Annotated in this window: 14 protein-coding genes; 7 read left to right on the top strand and 7 right to left on the bottom strand. The window is 43.7% G+C overall.

The annotated features are described in order from the left end of the window. Positions 1–24: 24 nt before the first annotated feature. From pgl to OW495_RS13630, 4 genes are all read right to left on the bottom strand, one after another. Positions 25–741, bottom strand: coding sequence for a 6-phosphogluconolactonase (gene pgl, locus OW495_RS13645; RefSeq protein WP_102513388.1), 717 nt, complete (start codon positions 739–741; stop codon positions 25–27). Continuing rightward, entirely contained in the window at positions 738–2,240 is a 1,503-nt protein-coding gene (gene zwf / locus OW495_RS13640) for a glucose-6-phosphate dehydrogenase (RefSeq protein ID WP_065104020.1), read from the bottom strand. The genes pgl and zwf overlap by 4 nt, the downstream gene beginning before the upstream one ends. Before the next feature lie 454 nt (positions 2,241–2,694). Further along, on the bottom strand, positions 2,695–3,390 hold the full coding sequence (locus OW495_RS13635; protein WP_017108183.1) for a response regulator: 696 nt from the start codon (positions 3,388–3,390) through the stop codon (positions 2,695–2,697). Positions 3,391–3,459: 69 nt separating this feature from the next. After that, positions 3,460–5,070: a sensor histidine kinase gene (locus OW495_RS13630; RefSeq protein ID WP_198599785.1), complete on the bottom strand. Its 1,611-nt coding sequence runs from the start codon at positions 5,068–5,070 to the stop codon at positions 3,460–3,462. Between the two features lie 641 nt (positions 5,071–5,711). Between OW495_RS13630 and OW495_RS13625 the strand changes: the two genes are divergently transcribed. The 6 genes from OW495_RS13625 (at position 5,712) to OW495_RS13600 (ending at position 13,246) form a co-directional block, all read left to right on the top strand. Then, on the top strand, positions 5,712–5,939 hold the full coding sequence (locus tag OW495_RS13625) for a hypothetical protein (protein ID WP_017110762.1): 228 nt from the start codon (positions 5,712–5,714) through the stop codon (positions 5,937–5,939). Between the two features lie 215 nt (positions 5,940–6,154). After that, positions 6,155–7,609 (top strand): TolC family protein, encoded by a 1,455-nt coding sequence (locus OW495_RS13620; protein ID WP_017108186.1) that lies wholly within the window; start codon positions 6,155–6,157, stop codon positions 7,607–7,609. A gap of 3 nt (positions 7,610–7,612) precedes the next feature. Then, on the top strand, positions 7,613–8,587 hold the full coding sequence (locus OW495_RS13615) for an efflux RND transporter periplasmic adaptor subunit (protein ID WP_065104022.1): 975 nt from the start codon (positions 7,613–7,615) through the stop codon (positions 8,585–8,587). Positions 8,588–8,594: 7 nt separating this feature from the next. After that, positions 8,595–9,866, top strand: coding sequence for an ABC transporter permease (locus OW495_RS13610; protein WP_102513390.1), 1,272 nt, complete (start codon positions 8,595–8,597; stop codon positions 9,864–9,866). Further along, positions 9,863–11,023, top strand: a complete 1,161-nt coding sequence (locus tag OW495_RS13605) for an ABC transporter permease (RefSeq protein WP_102513391.1) — start codon at positions 9,863–9,865, stop codon at positions 11,021–11,023. Before OW495_RS13610 ends, OW495_RS13605 begins: the two co-directional genes overlap by 4 nt. A 681-nt stretch (positions 11,024–11,704) precedes the next feature. Next, complete coding sequence (locus OW495_RS13600; protein ID WP_065104025.1) at positions 11,705–13,246, top strand: alanine/glycine:cation symporter family protein; 1,542 nt, start codon at positions 11,705–11,707, stop codon at positions 13,244–13,246. A 96-nt stretch (positions 13,247–13,342) separates the two neighbouring features. On the opposite strand, the gene OW495_RS13595 is transcribed toward OW495_RS13600, so the two are convergent. Both OW495_RS13595 and OW495_RS13590 read right to left on the bottom strand, forming a co-directional pair. Further along, positions 13,343–13,525 carry a hypothetical protein gene (locus OW495_RS13595; RefSeq protein WP_102315299.1) on the bottom strand — a complete coding sequence of 61 codons (183 nt, stop codon included), beginning with the start codon at positions 13,523–13,525 and terminating at the stop codon, positions 13,343–13,345. Between the two features lie 233 nt (positions 13,526–13,758). Continuing rightward, positions 13,759–15,021, bottom strand: coding sequence for an MFS transporter (locus OW495_RS13590; RefSeq protein WP_102513392.1), 1,263 nt, complete (start codon positions 15,019–15,021; stop codon positions 13,759–13,761). A 104-nt stretch (positions 15,022–15,125) separates the two neighbouring features. Between OW495_RS13590 and OW495_RS13585 the strand changes: the two genes are divergently transcribed. Next, positions 15,126–16,028 (top strand): LysR family transcriptional regulator, encoded by a 903-nt coding sequence (locus OW495_RS13585; RefSeq protein WP_102513395.1) that lies wholly within the window; start codon positions 15,126–15,128, stop codon positions 16,026–16,028. Between the two features lie 122 nt (positions 16,029–16,150). Here the strand turns inward: OW495_RS13585 and OW495_RS13580 are convergent, their stop codons facing one another. Beyond that, positions 16,151–16,885 (bottom strand): chromosome partitioning protein ParA, encoded by a 735-nt coding sequence (locus tag OW495_RS13580; RefSeq protein WP_102353182.1) that lies wholly within the window; start codon positions 16,883–16,885, stop codon positions 16,151–16,153. Positions 16,886–17,186 lie beyond the last annotated feature (301 nt).

Raw genomic sequence — 17,186 nt, 5'->3', positions numbered from 1 at the left:
TTATCTCCTTGCGGCTATTCGCACTTATGCGATAGCACTTGCTGCATTTGAATCTAGGAACCACTCTGTTTCGCCAGTTTTAGACTGGATTTTCGCTGCCGGGTAAGGCAGTTCTGAAGCAGGAGTTGTATGAATTTCTTGAACGATCTCAACTTTACCTGCACCCAGTACTAGGTAGCTGATTCGTTTTGCTGCTTCTAAAACTTTCGCTGTTTTAGAAACACGGATCTGGCCTGACTCTGGGTGAGAAGCTAATACAGATAGGTTCTCATCTTGGTAGTCAGTTGCACCCGGGAATAGTGAAGCTGTGTGGCCGTCTGCGCCAACACCTAGCAGGATCCAATCGAAAACAGGCGTGCCGTTTTCTGTTGGAATCACGTCTGCCATTTCTTTCGCGAAACGCTCTGCTTCTGCTTTTGGCTCATCTTCACCACGGATGCGGTGGATGTTTTCAGCAGGAAGGTTTACTTGTGTAAACAGCAGTGCGTTTGCTTCACCGAAATTACTTTCAGCATCATCAGGTGCCACGCAACGTTCGTCGCCCCACCAGAAATGAAGGTTATTCCATTGAATGCCTTCTGCGTATGGCGCTTGAGCTAAAAGCTTAAAAAGCATTTTTGGCGTGCTGCCACCTGACAGTGAAATGTGAACAGGTTTACCCTGCTCGCTGTAAGCTTTCATTTCGTTTGCTAGGTTTTCAACGACTAATTCAGGCGTTGCAAAGATCTTGTGATTGATCATAGTTCGCAGTAATCCGTGTCTGTTAAGTTTTTGCATGGGAAACGCCATGCGCGGCCATCACGCTGCAGAAGCTCATCGGCTTCTTGTGGGCCCCAAGTACCACAAGCATAGCCAAACAGTGCTTGAGGGTCTTGCTTGAAATCTAAGATCGGTTGAACGTACTTCCAACATGCTTCTACTGCATCGGTACGTGCAAACAGAGTCGCATCGCCGTTCAGTGCATCAAGTAGAAGACGCTCATAAGCCGTTAGCATTTGAGTTTCAGGCAGATCAGAGTAAGAGAAGTTCATTTTCACTTCTTTTGCTTTGAAACCTGCACCTGGCTCTTTCAAACCAAAGCTCATCTGAATACCTTCATCCGGTTGGATACGGATAATCAGCTTGTTCTCTGGTGCATCTTGACCAAACACTGGGTGTGGCGTGTTCTTAAAGTGAATCACGATTTCAGTCACACGCGTTGGTAAGCGTTTACCCGTACGTACGTAGAAAGGAACCCCATTCCAACGCCAGTTGTTGATGTGTGCTTTAAGACCAATGTACGTTTCAGTACGAGAGTCATCTGCGACACCATGCTCTTCACGGTAACCAGGCAAATGTTGACCACGAACGTCCGACGCTGTGTACTGACCTAGAACCAAATCTTTACGTAAGTCGTCTTCTTCCAGTGGTTTTAGACACTGAAGTACTTTAACCACTTCGTCACGAATTGAATCCGCATTGATTTGTGCAGGTGGCTCCATACCAACCATTGCTAGCACTTGTAGCAGGTGGTTTTGGAACATGTCACGAACAGCGCCAGAACCGTCGTAGTATCCGCCACGCTCTTCAACGCCAAGGAACTCAGCACCTGTGATTTCAACGTATTCAATGAAGTTACGGTTCCACAGTGGTTCAAACATCGCGTTTGAGAAACGAAGCACTAGAAGGTTTTGTACCGTTTCTTTACCAAGGTAATGGTCGATACGGTAGATCTGGTGTTCTTGGAAGTGATGATGGATCTCTTCATCCAGCGCTTGAGCTGATGCTAGATCGTAACCAAATGGCTTCTCAATGATCAGACGACGCCAGCCGTTCTTCTCATCGTTTAGGCCATGTGCAGCAAGGTTTGCTGGGATCACACCGTAAAGGCTTGGCGGGGTTGCCAAGTAGAACAGTGTGTTATGGTTTTCGAATTGGTAGTCTTGCTCAAGCTTATCCAGACGTTGGGCTAGACGAGCGTAATCGTCTACATCTGAAGTGTTGATCGCTTGGTAATGCAGATGTTCAATAAATGCATTCAGCGTCTCTGGCTCAGTTTTTTCCATTTCCTGAAGAGACTTCTTCAGCTTCTCACGGTAAGACTCGTCGCTGTACTCAGTACGGCTCACTCCAAGAATCGCAAAGGATTCTGGAAGTTGATTGCTAGCATACAGGTGGTACAAAGCAGGAATTAACTTGCGGTAAGTTAGATCTCCCGACGCACCAAAAATAACGATGCTGCTGTTTTCAGGTATTACCATCATCTTTCCTATAAAAACAAGGTTTTTAGTATTCGCCAAAGGTATCAGCGACATACGAAAATAGATAATAGGTCTTAGCTATTACATCAATAGCGAGTGCCTATTACACTTGAGAATGCGTTTGGTAAACGAGGGTGAATGCTATCACCTCTATTCGGGACAGTATTGTCTATGAGTATTTGATTTACATCAACCACTGTGAAAGCAATCGATTAAATATTGACTCATTTCGAACAAATTCTAGTCGATAGCGAAGTTCACAAAGGTAGAAATAGCAGTAATTAGGCATTCTCAAACATTGTAGTAAAGAAAGAATGCCATCTGGTCTGTGGAGTGAGTAGTAGATTGGTGTTAAAAAGTAAACCGTTCTTATTCAACTTGTTTTACAGTTGAATAAGAACGGGATTGTGTCTGTTGTTATTTGTCTTGGGGAAGTCACATTTGTTGAGCGCGACTACTTTCTCGGCTTGTTATAGCAACGTTCAGGTCGCCCTACTGTGCCATAGTTTAAGTCAGCCACTAACTCGCCAGTTGTGATGAGAAATTCCAAATAGCGTCGAGCTGTCGTTCGGCTTGCTCCAATGCGTTCGCCTGCCTCATCCGCAGTAATATCAGCGATGTCGGCTTGTTGAAAAATGGCTCTAATTTTATCAAGCGTTACTCCATCGATCCCTTTAGGTAACGTAGAAACCTTTCGAGAATCGGCCTTGGCATTGGCTTGCAGCATCTTGTCAACCAAGCCTTGGTTTAAGTCAGACACACTTTCAAATTCTTGTTGTTGCGATTGGTACTTTTTCAGTGCCGCTTCCAAGCGAGGAAACATCACAGGTTTCAGTAGATAGTCGACGACTCCACCGCGCATCGCCTGTTGCAGTGTGTCGACATCTCGAGCGGCGGTAATCAGAATCACATCACAGCCCTGATTACTGCCACGAACGTGGTTCAAAATATCAAGTCCGCATCCGTCCGGCAGATACACATCCAATAAAACCAAATCAGGTTTTAAGATATCTAACTGCATTAACGCTTCAGACTGTGTGGTCGCAATCCCGACCACATCAAAGCCACCCATCTGTTCTAAATAGCGATGGTGAAGCTCTGCAATCGCAATATCATCTTCAATGACCATGACTCTCGTGATTGCGTTCATTTATGTTCTTCCTTTAACCATTGTATTCCTGTCACGACGATCTTTATTCGATCGCTCCGTGCTCAATTATTATTTTTGTTCTTCTTTCGGTAAATACACCGTCATGCGTGACCCAAAATCAGGGTTATCAACCATTTCTAGTTGCCCTTGATAACGATCGGCAAGTTGCTTAATGAGATACAAACCAACCCCTCGGTTCTGCTTCGCTTTACTCGATACGCCTTTTTCGGTAAGCGCATTGGTTGCCAAGTGTTTTGGCAGACCACACCCCTTGTCTTCGACTTCCACTATGATTTCATTGCCAAAATCGCTGATCGACACATCGATTACTCGACGAGCTGGTGCTATTGGCCCTTCTTGTTTAATCGACATCATGGTGGCATCAAACGCGTTATCAATCAGGTTGCCAAGAATCGTCACGACATCCTCTGCGTTTAACCAAGCGGGTAATGCCTCAAGCCTTGATCCCTCTTCGACTTTAAGCTCTAACCCAATCTCTCGAGCTCGTTCTGTTTTGCCTAAAAGCATGCCTGCAATAAGAGGGTCTTTCACCGTCTCTCTTAAGAATTCAATTAAGCTCTGGTAATGAGCGGTTTCTTGACCAATCAATTGTTGAACAGAGTCCAGCTCGCCCATTTGAATCAAGCCACTGATCGTATTGAGCTTGTTTTGATGTTCATGCGTTTGCGAACGAAGTAAGTCTGCATACTCTTTAGTTTGAGAAAGCTGATCGGTTAAATCGTTAATCTCATCTCGTAATCGGAAACTCGACACCGCGCCAACCACTTCACCCGCCACTATAATTGGGCTGCGGTTGGCAATGATTCGCTTATTGTTCAGGTACAGCTCAACATCGTGATCGGTATCGCCAGTCGATAACAGCTGTTCTAAGTCACTGCCCACCAACACATCTGATAGACGTTGCTGATTGAGTGCTTTATCTCGGTCGATAGACAAAATATCGCAAGCGCTTTTGTTTATTGAGCGCAAAATACCGTTCTTATCAATGCTCAAGATACCTTCTTTCACGGTACTCATAGTCACATCAAGTTCTACATATAAGCGACCTATCTCTTCAGGCTCAAAGCCTAATATAGCGCGCTGAAAACGACGAGACACATAGCTTGAAATCACCGCATTGACGGCAACCACCAGCAACGCCATCACAATCAAAAAGGCTAAGTAAGGTTCGATTCGATCTTGCAAAGAATCCAATAGATAACCCACTGACACTACCCCAATAACGGTGCCTTGGGGGTCTTTTACCGCAGATTTACCACGGACAGAGAAGCCAAGTGAACCTTTAGCCGTCGACACATAAGACTCGCCTAAGATCAGCGCTTTTTGATTGTCACCACCGCGCATTGGCTTACCCAACCTATCGTCGTAGGGGTGAACCAGGCGAATGCCTTTCTCGTCACCGACAACAATAAAGGCAGCGCCAATCAGTTGAGTCAGGTTTCGGAATTTGATTTGAGTTTCGTCGGATACAACATAAGGATCACCATTGGGATCAATGGTTCCGTTTTGTTGGATAGCACGCAAGACAACTGGAGACTCGGCAAGAAAATCGGCAACACCTAGTGCTTTCAAACCCATCTCTTGCTCTTGAGATTGTTTGATATAAGAAAAGCCGGCTGCTGATAGTATTAATAGTTCAACAAGGCCAGTCACCGTCATGATAATCAACAATCTTTTTCGAAAGCTGACATTACTCCATTTCATACAAAACCGTCCCTAGTGCTTAATCATCAATGTTAACACCAAGTTAAAGGTATAGCCTTTTTGCTTATGCGAATTTGTGACTGTTACTCAACTAAATTATTGAGCGGATTGTTAATTGATATTCCTTTACGTTATGCAACCAGATTGACTGTTTGTTTTTAGAACTGATTAGCTCTAAAAGACAAATAAACGAGTAAATATTGAGCTAGATCACTAAGCTTTTAGGTGTTTTTTAGGTTGTTTAAAATAAATACAATTATAATGGTTGCATATGCAGAAGTTCATTGTTACTAAGCTATGCGTCGCAATTTTAAGACAGCATTGATAACTGAATTTTCAGTTAACAGAAAGGTAACAATCATTCACTCAGTGGACGTGTCAGCACGTTACGAAATAACAAACTCGCCGTTACCGAACGTTTATCAATGTGCGTACCTCTCCAACCCCATTGATACAACAAATCAGTATGAGAACGAAGAGGCGCTACGTATCAATCGGCGCCCAATAAAATAACACTGATAGGCAGAGTGACACCGTCGACACGAAACAGGATAAAAAACATAACGTACAAACATTGTTGAAAAGGAAACCAGGCAATGAAACGCGATAATTTTGGAATTTGCCTTACTAAGGCTATGCTGTTCAAAAACTTACAATCTACTTTTACTCATGTCAGAGCTTATGAGAAGGACGAGACATCCCCACTCGACCTAAAAGTGTTGTTAGCTTTCCCACAAATGTCAGGCAGAGATTTATTACAAACCATGCAAGGTTCAAGACAATTGGTGTGGCGTGCCGATCACCATTGCCCAAGCTTCAAATAAAGCCCTTCATTTTGTAACAAACGCTTCTATACTGAACTTAAAGAGCACGCTTTGTCGTGCTCTTTTCGTCTCAGTGATCTTTAATATCCATATCACGTAATATATTACATTTAATTAACGAGTTATGAGAGTTTCTATTCATGTGAGACAATCAACTCAAGACAAACGATGATCCCCCTGTTAACATTAGAGCTAATACTCTAATTTGGTATTTAATGCAGATGACCAAACCAAAATTACGATGCCTTGCGATTGCCAGTATTCTTATCGGTACTATCGGCGCGCCAAGCTATGCAGCCCCGCTCTCTTTCCCAGAAGCGTGGCAAATATTACAAGAGAACAATAACTCTCTTGCCGCTCAACAAGCGAATGTTGAGCGTTATCAGCACCTTCAGAACTCAACAAGTAGTCTCAACTTGCCTTCAATTACCTTAGGGGCTAACTACACGCACCTTGATAGTGATGTGACTATCAATGGTGAACAGTTCACTGACAGCTTAAGTGGCGTGCCAAACTTAGGCGCAGTTGGAGGTATTCTTCAGCCTATATTAAGTGGGCTTGGCGGCGTTACCTCAACCATTACTGAACAAGACATCTTCAGCTCTTCCATCCGTGCTATTTGGCCTATCTTTACCGGCGGAAGAATTACCGCTGCGCAAACTGCTGCCGAAGGTAAAAGCGAAGAGGCGCAAAGCCAGTTGTTGATGGAAAGACAAGCTCGCTACGAAGACTTAAGTAAATATTACTTCTCGGTGATCTTAGCGGAAGATGTAGTAAAAACACGTCAAGCCGTTGAAGCAGGCTTAACTCAACACCGTGATTTCGCTATCAAGCTTGAACAACAAGGGCAAATTGCACGAGTAGAACGCCTGCAGGCGGATGCCTCTTTAGATAAAGCCGTTGTTGAACGCACCAAAGCGCAGAACGACCTTAAGATCGCTCAGTTAGCGCTGACACAGATCCTTGGTCAGAGCCAAAGTGTCGAACCTTCAGAACAACTCTTTATCAACAAAAACCTGCCTCATATGGACGTATTTGTTGATCAAACACTCATGACCTACCCAGGCCTTAAAATCCTCGATGCAAAAGAGAAACAAGCGAGTAGCTTAATCAAGGCAGAAAAAGGCAAATACTACCCAGAAGTTTACCTTTACGGTGATTACAGCCTGTACGAAGATGACTCGCTAGCCAGTGAAATGAAACCCGATTGGTTGGTCGGTATTGGTGTGAATGTACCGCTACTTGACACATCAGGTCGTTCCGACAAAGTCGCTGCCGCTCATAGCGCCGTGTCTCAAGTCCAGTTCCTCAAGTCGCAAGCCAAGCAAGACTTAACCGTTTTGGTACAAAAGACCTATCTTGAAGCGAACCAAGCAATTGAAGAAGTTCAAGGCCTCAACTCAAGTCTGTCTTTAGCTCAAGAAAACCTTTCACTTCGTAAAAAAGCCTTCACTCAAGGCTTATCTAATTCGTTAGAAGTGGTTGATGCTGAGCTGTACCTTGCAAGCATTAAAACACAACAATCTGCTGCTCGATTCAAATACCTAATTTCTCTTAATAAGCTGTTAGCTCTCACCAGTGAAATGAATGCTTATTCAAGTTACTTAACGTCTTCTGTCCCGTCTGACTTCGATTCAAAAGCAGACACCGCTAGCCAGTCAAAAGGATAATTCATGAAACCTATTAAGCCACTTATTCTCTCTCTGGTTGGCATCGGCATTATTGGCTGGGTTGGGTACAGCTTTTACCAAGCGTACCAACCACAGCCGGTTAAGCTTCAAGGCCAAATCGATGCGCAGCAATACAGCATATCTTCTAAAGTACCCGGCCGAATAGACGAAGTTTTCGTACGAAAAGGTGACTCTGTTGAGAAAGGTGAATTGATCTTCTCCCTACTTAGCCCAGAAATTGACGCTAAATTAGAGCAAGCAAAAGCAGGTCAAAAAGCCGCTGGTGCTTTAGCAAAACAAGCAGAGAATGGTGCTCGTACTCAGCAAATCCAAGCCGCTAAAGACCAATGGTTGAAAGCAAAAGCGGCAGCCGATCTTATGGACAAAACTTACCAACGTGTAAACAACCTTTACAACGATGGTGTGGTTGCCGAGCAAAAACGTGACGAAGCTAAAACACAATGGCAAGCAGCGAAATACACCGAGAGTGCCGCTTTCCAAATGTACCAGTTAGCGCGAGAAGGTGCGCGTGACGAAACCAAAGTCGCGGCAGCTCAAAAAGCATTAATGGCGGCTGGCGCCGTGGCAGAAGTTGAAGCCTACGCAAAAGACACACAGATCCACAGTTGGTTTAGTGGTGAAGTGGCTCAAGTACTATTAAGTAGTGGCGAGTTAGCACCTCAAGGTTTCCCTGTTGTGACCGTAATTGACACTAAAGATGCATGGGCGGTGCTCAACGTGCGTGAAGATATGTTGAAACATTTTGAGAAAGGCAGCCAATTTGAGGCTTACCTTCCTGCTCTGGATAAGTCGTTAACCTTTCAAGTTACTCATATTGCCGTAATGGGTGATTTCGCGACTTGGCGTTCAACGGATGCAGCACAAGGCTTCGACTTACGTACCTTTGAAGTAGAAGCTCGCCCCGTCGATACAAGCGAGACTCTGCGCATGGGTATGAGCCTTGTGGTTGAGCTTTAGGTGACATATGTCTGCTAACTTTCGATCTATAGGCTCTCGATCTACAGCCTCGCAATCTAGAGGCGCGCAATCACCTGATCACCGTCGAGTGAAAAATACATTGCTTAGGCAGTGGGCGATTGTTCGTAAAGACAAATGGTTGTTGTCTTGCCTAACTTGGATTCCTTTGTTGCTTGCCGCCAGTATTTGGCTGATTTTTTCACAAGGGATCGCTCGAGACTTACCGGTTGCGGTTGTCGACCTTGAACACAGCCAAATCTCGCAACAGTTCACGCGCCTTGTTGATGCGTCACCTACCCTACAAGTGACTCAGAAATACAGCTCGGCGAGTGAAGCGGCGAAAGCGATGATTGAACGCGATATCTATGGTTACGTCGTGATACCAAGACACTTTGACCGAGACCTTTTCCTAGGCTTGAACCCGCAAGTGTCCGTTTTCTATAACAGTCAATTTATCTTGATCGGCAAACTGGTGAACTCGGCTCTGTTGCAAGCTCAAGGGACATTTAACGCGCAACTTGAAGTGGTTAAACAGCTCTCGCACGGTGATACCACGGTACAATCTGCATTGGGGCAAGCGGTAACGGTACAAAGCCAGATTACGCCACTGTTTAACAAGAACACCAGCTATGCTCAGTTCTTGGTTTCTGCGGTTATTCCGGCTCTATGGCAGATCATGATTGTGGTGGGCACGATATTGGTTTTAACGGCGAACGTTAGAGCTCGTGGCCTGCACGCTTGGTTATCCAATGCCCCGCTGAAGTCACTAACGTCAACATTAACGCCCTATGTTGTCTTGTTTTTGATGTTTGGTATCGCATTTAGCTTTTGGTTCTATGTCCTCTTAGACTGGCCGTTTAACGGCAGTTTTGTGGCATTAACCATTGCCCAACTGCTTACCGTCATCAGTTGTATCATCATGGGGTGTTTGTTTTTCTTCTTAACGCTTGATCCAGCAAGGGCGATGAGTTTCGCTGGCGCCTTTACAGCACCAAGCTTTGCGTTCATGGGTATTACTTTTCCAGTCACCGACATGAACACGGCGGCGCAAATCTGGAGAAGCTTATTGCCCGTGAGTCACTACATCGAAGTACAAACAGCACAATCCAGTTATGGCGTGAGCGCGGCACAATCGCTGATCAGCCTCTCCTCAATGTTGTGGTATGCAATTCCTACTTTCGTGGTGGTGTTATTAATTAAGAAACACTTGGCTATATCATCAAAAGCAACATCGTCAGCACAGCCAGATACATCAGCACAACAAGGAGTAAAACGATGAGCTTTACTCAACTGCTCAAGCAAGAACTGTTAGCGGTAGTGCGCAACCCTGTTGTACTTCTAACGGTATTTGGTGGTGTGGTCTTCTATTCATTCTTGTATCCGTTGCCTTACGCAAACCAAGTTCCTCAACAACTTAAAGCTTCCGTTGTGAACTTGGATAAGAGCCAAAGCAGCTACCAGTTAGAAAGAATGGTAGATGCCACGTCTCAAATTGACTTGGTACGCCGAGACTCCACCATCGCCGATGCTAAGCAAGCTGTTCTTAATCAAGAGATTGGCGGGTTCATCGTCATCCCAGAGAACTTCTATAAAGACCTGCTCCTAGGTAAGAGCCCGACGCTTTCTTACGCTGGTGATGCATCTTACTTCTTGGTCTACGGAACCATTGTTGAAGGGCTTGCCAAGGCTGGTGGCACGTTAGCTGCACAAGTTAAAGTCAGCCACTTGTTAGTTGAAGGTGTGCCGTTAGAATCGGCTGCAAAAGGCTACAGCGCGTTTAGCTTGAACCTGAAACCAACCTTCAATAGTCGCATGGGATACATCGATTACGTAGTTCCAGCCGTCTTTGTACTGATCCTACAACAAACCTTGGCTATGGCTTCTGGCTTAGTCGGTGCAACACAAAACGCTCAATCGACGTTTGGCTATTGGAGTAAGACCTCTCCAGCGAAACTGATGCTTGCTCGCTGTTGTACCTTAGTTGGCATTTATTACCTGTTGTCGATGTATTACTTCGGCGCAAGCTTTTCGATGTATGGCATTAACCTGCTTGCCTCCATAACAAACATTTTGACCTTACTCATGCCCTTCTTATTGGCCAGTTGTTTGATTGGGATTTTTGTCGGTGAGCTGGTTCCAAGAAGAGAGTTAGTCACGGTTGTGGTGTTAATCAGTTCAATGCCACTCATTTTTTCTTCTGGGTTTATCTGGCCCGTTGAAATGATGCCTGAATGGTTAGTACTGCTATCACAGCTATTTCCGAGTACACCGGCGATCCAAGGTTTCTTAGCACTTAATCAGATGGGTGCTTCTTGGCAAGAAGTGGCGTCTCAATGGACTCTGTTATGGGGGCAAGTCGCTCTATGGGGATCGCTGTTAGCGCTCAAGCTCTTTCATAAATCAAGTAAGAGCATCAGTCGAGTCAGTCCCCACTAGCTTAGCTAAGAATGTTGAACCATCAGATTTATGGTTCTTCAAAAAACCATTTAAAAGCTCTGATAAAGGGCTTTTTTATTATCCTCAGATCGGATTACATCTTCAGTCGTCAATAGTCAAAAACCGCCAAAAACGTATCGAACATTCAACTTCGCCTACTTCCTTATAATCTGCCCCTCTTAGTCATATCCACCACTCCTCACCCTCACTTTCGTCCGTTGCTCTAAGATTTAGGTTACTTTGACTGCAAAATCACGGCTCAGGTTTTCATGGGAAGCGTTTTAAGCAAAGGAAAAAGCCTACATAGCGCAATTCACCAGTTGCTATAGCTACGACTGCATATGCTTTTTCTAATCCAAAAAGCATCGACTTATTCCAAAACAATGACAAAACCCGAACAAATGTAAATTTATTGTAAAAAATTCTTTGATGGTATTATTTTTATGTATAGGATTATCAGTAGGACGTGGCAAGCCGAATGCCATAGTCTTATTGGTTCACATTCCAAAAGGATATCCATACAAAGCAAGATCAGTACTTATATTTGTTTCGTTTTTCGACCTAGATACAGCCGTTTATATTGTCGTCGAATGAACTAAATAAACCACTGAAATATAAAAAATCAAATAGAAACAAACACAACAGCAACAAACATAATTTAATAAAAAGACAGGGAAAACCATGAAAAACATACGTGAATTATTTTTTGGGTTTATATTATTATTTAGTTCCAGTGCATTTGCAGAAGAAGGATCATTTAGTCAAAGTATCAGTAACTTGAGTAAAAGTGTTGATGGATTTTTCAATGACTACACAGGGTGGTTCGTTGGATTAATTTTTAAAAGTGTTCCGCTTGGTGAAGCGAACTTCCCAATCATTGTTGGTTGGCTCTTGCTCGCCGCGATTATCTTTACTGTTTATTTTGGCTTCGTTCAATTTAAACGTGTTGGCATGGCCATAGACATTATCAAAGGTAAGTATACCGACCCTAACTCCAAAGAGGATGGCGAGGTTTCTCACTTTCAAGCTCTTACAACGGCTCTTTCTGGAACCGTCGGGCTTGGTAACATTGCCGGCGTTGGTGCGGCACTTGCGATTGGTGGCCCTGGTGCAACATTCTGGATGATCTTGTGTGGTCTTCTAGGCATGGCTTCTAAATTCTGTGAGTGTACCTTAGGTGTAAAATACCGAACTATCCTACCTTCAGGCGTTGTTTCGGGTGGTCCAATGTACTACCTAAGCCAAGGTCTTGGTGAAAGAGGATTGGGTGGATTAGGTAAAGCCCTTGCTATTGGTTTTGCCTTAATGTGTATTTTAGGTGCGTTGGGCGGCGGTAACATGTTCCAAGCTAACCAAGCACATGCCATGCTCACTTACGCATTTGATGTACCGAGTGAATACGGTGTCATCACAGGGCTTGTACTCGCAACCTTAGTGTTTTCCGTTATCGTTGGCGGTATGCCTTCTATTGCGTCTGTAACAGAAAAAGTTGTTCCTTGGATGGCTGCTCTGTATATCGGTATGGCTCTCATCGTTATCGGTTCTAACCTTGATCAAGTTGGTCCTGCGTTCAGTGCAATCTTTACAGGTGCGTTTACTGGCGAAGGTGTAGTTGGTGGATTCATTGGTGCCTTAATCCAAGGTTTGAAACGTGCGACGTTCTCAAACGAAGCGGGTGTAGGTTCAGCAGCAATCGCTCACTCAGCCGTAAAAACAAAAGAACCAATCACCGAAGGTCTTGTATCACTATTAGAACCATTCGTTGATACGGTAATCATTTGTACAATGACAGCATTGGTTATCACTATCGCAGGCTTAAACGTAGGTCCATATGATGGAACTGGTTTAACGGGTGTAACGCTGACTGCTGCATCGTTTACTGAAACTGCAGAAGTGTTTAAATACACACTCGCTCTCGCGGTAATCATGTTTGCATTTTCTACCATGATTTCTTGGTCGTACTACGGTCTAAAGGCGTGGACTTACCTATTTGGTGAAGGCAAAACAACGGAACTGATTTTCAAAGTGATGTTTTGTGTGTTTGTTGTTATTGGTGCGACGATTCAGTTTGGCGCGGTAATCGACTTCTCTGATGCGGCTATCTTTGCGATGTCTATCTTCAACATTCTTGGCCTGTACTTCCTAATGCCTGTTGTGAAGAAAGAACTGCAATCATTTGTTGCTCGCGTTAAATCAGGTGAAATCAAGACTTACGACAAGTAGCTTATCGATTGTCGTTAATAACACTGTTCTAAAAATTTTTGTAAGACCCTTTGCTTGAGAAAGCGAGAACAGGACTGCAACTTATCCAAATCCCTACTAGCTTAGCTTGTGGGGATTTTTTATGCCTGAATTTTCTTGTTCAAGCAGTTCAGGATCTTGGCTTACTTTTTTACGATCCACCGCCTCTTCTACTTCAATCATATCTCGTTGCGCTAATGGCGAGTTACAATCATCAAAACAATAGGCTACAGTGCAGTTCTCACACAGATATTCATTCATGGTTTAATCCCTGTCCATTGAGATGGTCTAATCACAGAATGACAACAGACCGCGTGTTCATCCTAGAACACCGTTATTATGCTGTTTCCCTAGCGAGCAATTATGCGTGCAAAGTCACCCAATATTCAACTGACCACATATGAAAAGCAGTTTTACGATTCTAATCACAGATAACCTTAGTAACAACGTGCAAACGTAGCCTAGACATTCAACAACACAATGAACACTTTCACTCACTTTGCATCATTCAAGCCTAACCCTCTGCTGTAAGCCACCCAAAGACAGGGAGTACAAAGCACGATACCAACCGCCACATAAACCAAGGTATTGAAATCCAAAGACGCATCAGATTGTGGCTGTACCAGAGCACTACTGAGCAATCCCCCAAAACCCACAGCAAAATGTTGCAACGAACTTTGTAAACGAATCAAAAGCGTGCGTTTGTTGACGCTAAGAGCGTTAATTAATTCAACAGATAGAACTAAAGTCCGAGTAGAGCTCACCACGACAAAGACAACAAAAGCCACAGCAGCGCTGCCCACATTAAGCGAACCAAAGCCCCAAACGATAGATATGACCATGCCCAATGATAAACACACAATGAGGCGAAAAACTGCTTTATCAGTAACCCTAATACGTGCGAAAGCTTGCATCGCTATGAAGGTACAGGTTCCGCTGATGGCATAACAGTATCCTAATAACGTTGCTGATATTCCGAGGTTCACCTCAAGCATCACTGGGAACTGCGTAGAGACCAGAAAAGTACCCAGTACAGCGCTGAAAGCCAACACAATTGCAAAACGAAGATCCCGACTACATAAATAGTCACCTAACTTAAACTTTTGACTATCAGTGAATTCTGATTCTGCAGACCCCTCTTTTAATTGGATAGATGGTGACAGAGATACCACAGTGCCAATCAGCAACAGTAATCCTGCAATAACTTGAAAACTGAGTTGCCATTCCCCCATTGAAGACAGCATGATAAGCGCCGGTACGCCCGCACTTAACGCCAATGGAAACGAGCTCAGTAAAACAGCAATGTTTCGCTTTCTATCGTCATCACAAGAGATCAACGTAAGATAGTTCAGGTTTAGAACGGCTAAAGCCCCACCAAATAGTCCCGAGAGCATTCTATAAACGATCAAGAGATCAAAATCTGAGGCCACTGATGTCAACCACGTCGTTACCGCTAAACCTACAACGCAAATATAGACTCGTTTAATTTCTCTATTCGGGTCTAAACTGCCTTTCGTGAATAAACATATCACTGCAGCCGCGATAGCATAGGCTGAAACAAGGTAGCCAGCTTGCGAGGCATCATCTCTTAAGCTCAGGCTTATTGTTGAACTCAATGGGACAATAATAAGAGCATCAAGAGCGACTAGAAAGTGGATTACAAAACAACATAAAATGGTACGACGTGGTAATAAAGCCTTGAATTTCATTAAATACTTAATTAGAAATAACGCTTTAATTCGATTTGTACTTAACAATTTTTACTCTACTTTATTGATTGATAATGGTGTTATTGTACAAAGTGAAACCGGTCAACAAAGTGGCTATTGTTGGTTTCATAATCCAACATTTCGGGATAAAGATGATTAATCAAATAGAACAACAATGGCTTCGAAGCTTTCACTGTGTCTTTGAGAACAACAGCTTTAAAAAAGCGGCGGAGTTTTTAGATTTACCAACATCAAACGTTAGCCGCCACATCGCCTTGCTAGAGGAAAAGCTCAATACTCGGCTGTTTGAAAGAACCACTCGTAAAATTGCGCCAACAGAAGCTGGCGAGAAGCTATACCAATCGACACAATCTTTACTGGGTCAGCTTGATGAAGCGCTAGAGGAAGTAACTCGATATTCACACGGCGTAGAGGGACAACTAAGAATATTGATGCCAGACACACCTGCACTCGCACAGGCTGTCATTTCATTCTGTACTGAGCACCCCAAAGTTTCATTGTGTTGTGACACGAGTTTAAGTCCTAAAGACGATCTGCTCGATGGTTTTGATCTTATCTTGAGCTTTGGCCGAGGCAAGCTACCAGACAGCAATTGGATAGCCCGAGAAATTAGACGTTGGCCAAGTGCTGTCGTTGCATCGCCGGAGTTAATTCAGGACTCTAAACGTCCATATCAAATAACAGATTTAGTCCACGTCCCATGTATCAGTAGCTTAACAGCGTTGAGTGGAACGCCTTGGGTATTTAGAAGCACAGAGGGAGAGCTTATTACGCAAAAAGTTAGTTCTTCATTTCGAGTAAATAGTGGAAGCCTTGCCAAAGCAGGAGCCTTAGCTGGCCTTGGGTTTTCTATACTGCCAATCGAAGTCTGTGTTGAAGAGATCAAAGCAGGATCTTTAGAGGTCGTAGAACTCGAGCATAAACCTGAAGATTTAGTTTTATATGCGTTTTATGCATCGCGAAAACATCTAGCAAAGAAAATATCGATGTTTATTGAACACTTACAAACTAGTCCTGCTCCCCTTCAGAAATAGCCTCAACGTATTCGCCATATACTATTGATCGTCGTAACGAAAAACGCCCACACCATTTTCATGATGTGGGCGTTTGAATAGCTATAGCTATAACCAAAGATGTTTGAATTATAGGTTTGAGTTTATAAACCCATCTCTTCAGTTAGCGTTTTAATTTGCTTGAGATCCATGGTGTGAACTTCAATCATTTGTCTGATATCACTCAGTCGAGAGTTCGCGTTATCTTGTTTCTCACAAGCGTCAGATTTTGCATCCCATGATGTGCCATCTAAGAAAACATCACATGCCTTTTTCAATGAACCAAGGCTCTGTTCAAGTTCGTCTCTTTCTTTCTGTAGCTTTTCAAGCTCTTGAGATATCTGTAATTCTTTTCGGAAGACTTCGCGTGAACGTTCGAAAAGGGTCGACTGCATATCAGCCTGACGGTTCAGCTTTTGGTTGTTTTGCTGAGTTTCTTCTAGCGCTTGTTTCTGCTCATTAAGCTGCTGCTCTAATGAATAATTCGCCTTTTCTAAAACGGCAGACTGCTTCTCTAAATCTTTCAGTTCTTTTTGATGCTCTTCGGTCTGCTTCACTAAAGCGGCTTCTACTTTTGCATCGATCTCGGTATCGACTTTTGCCACCTTAGCTTCAACAGACGTCATCAATTCGGTTTTGCTGTCGCGCAGTTCTTGATAACGAGTTTCGAGTACCTGATAAGTAGACTCCCACTTGGAAGCCGTCACTGTAGAACCGATTAAGCCACCAAGAGCTAAACCTATAACCGCAGCAATGCCGATATAAAGCTGACTGCGCTTATCGCGTTCTTCAATAACAACCACTTCATCTTGTTCGCCTTGTCCAGATTGCTGGTTCACTAGCGGGTACTCCCAAAAAAATGTTTAACGTTACGCGGTCACTGGCACCAATGCCAATACTGATAGTGTAGGCTCAGTTAAACCTATCGCTCAAGTCAGAAGCACTTGAGCTTTGCTAACACGTTCATCCTATCTGTTCACAGACAGATTTAACGAGTTAACTCCGAAATCATCAAGCTGGCAGTATACAAAAGGAAGCTGCTAACGATAACTATCACTACCCATTTTTGCAGTTTTTCGTTTGTCCGGTAACGAAACAGCACAAATGCCAAAGCCAATAAAAAAACAATCGCTATTAATC

Source organism: Vibrio sp. 14N.309.X.WAT.E.F5, from assembly GCF_030397615.1.
GTDB classification, from domain to species: domain Bacteria; phylum Pseudomonadota; class Gammaproteobacteria; order Enterobacterales; family Vibrionaceae; genus Vibrio; species Vibrio lentus.
Note: the sequence above shows the minus strand (reverse complement) of the source record. Positions and strands in the feature narration are given on the sequence as shown.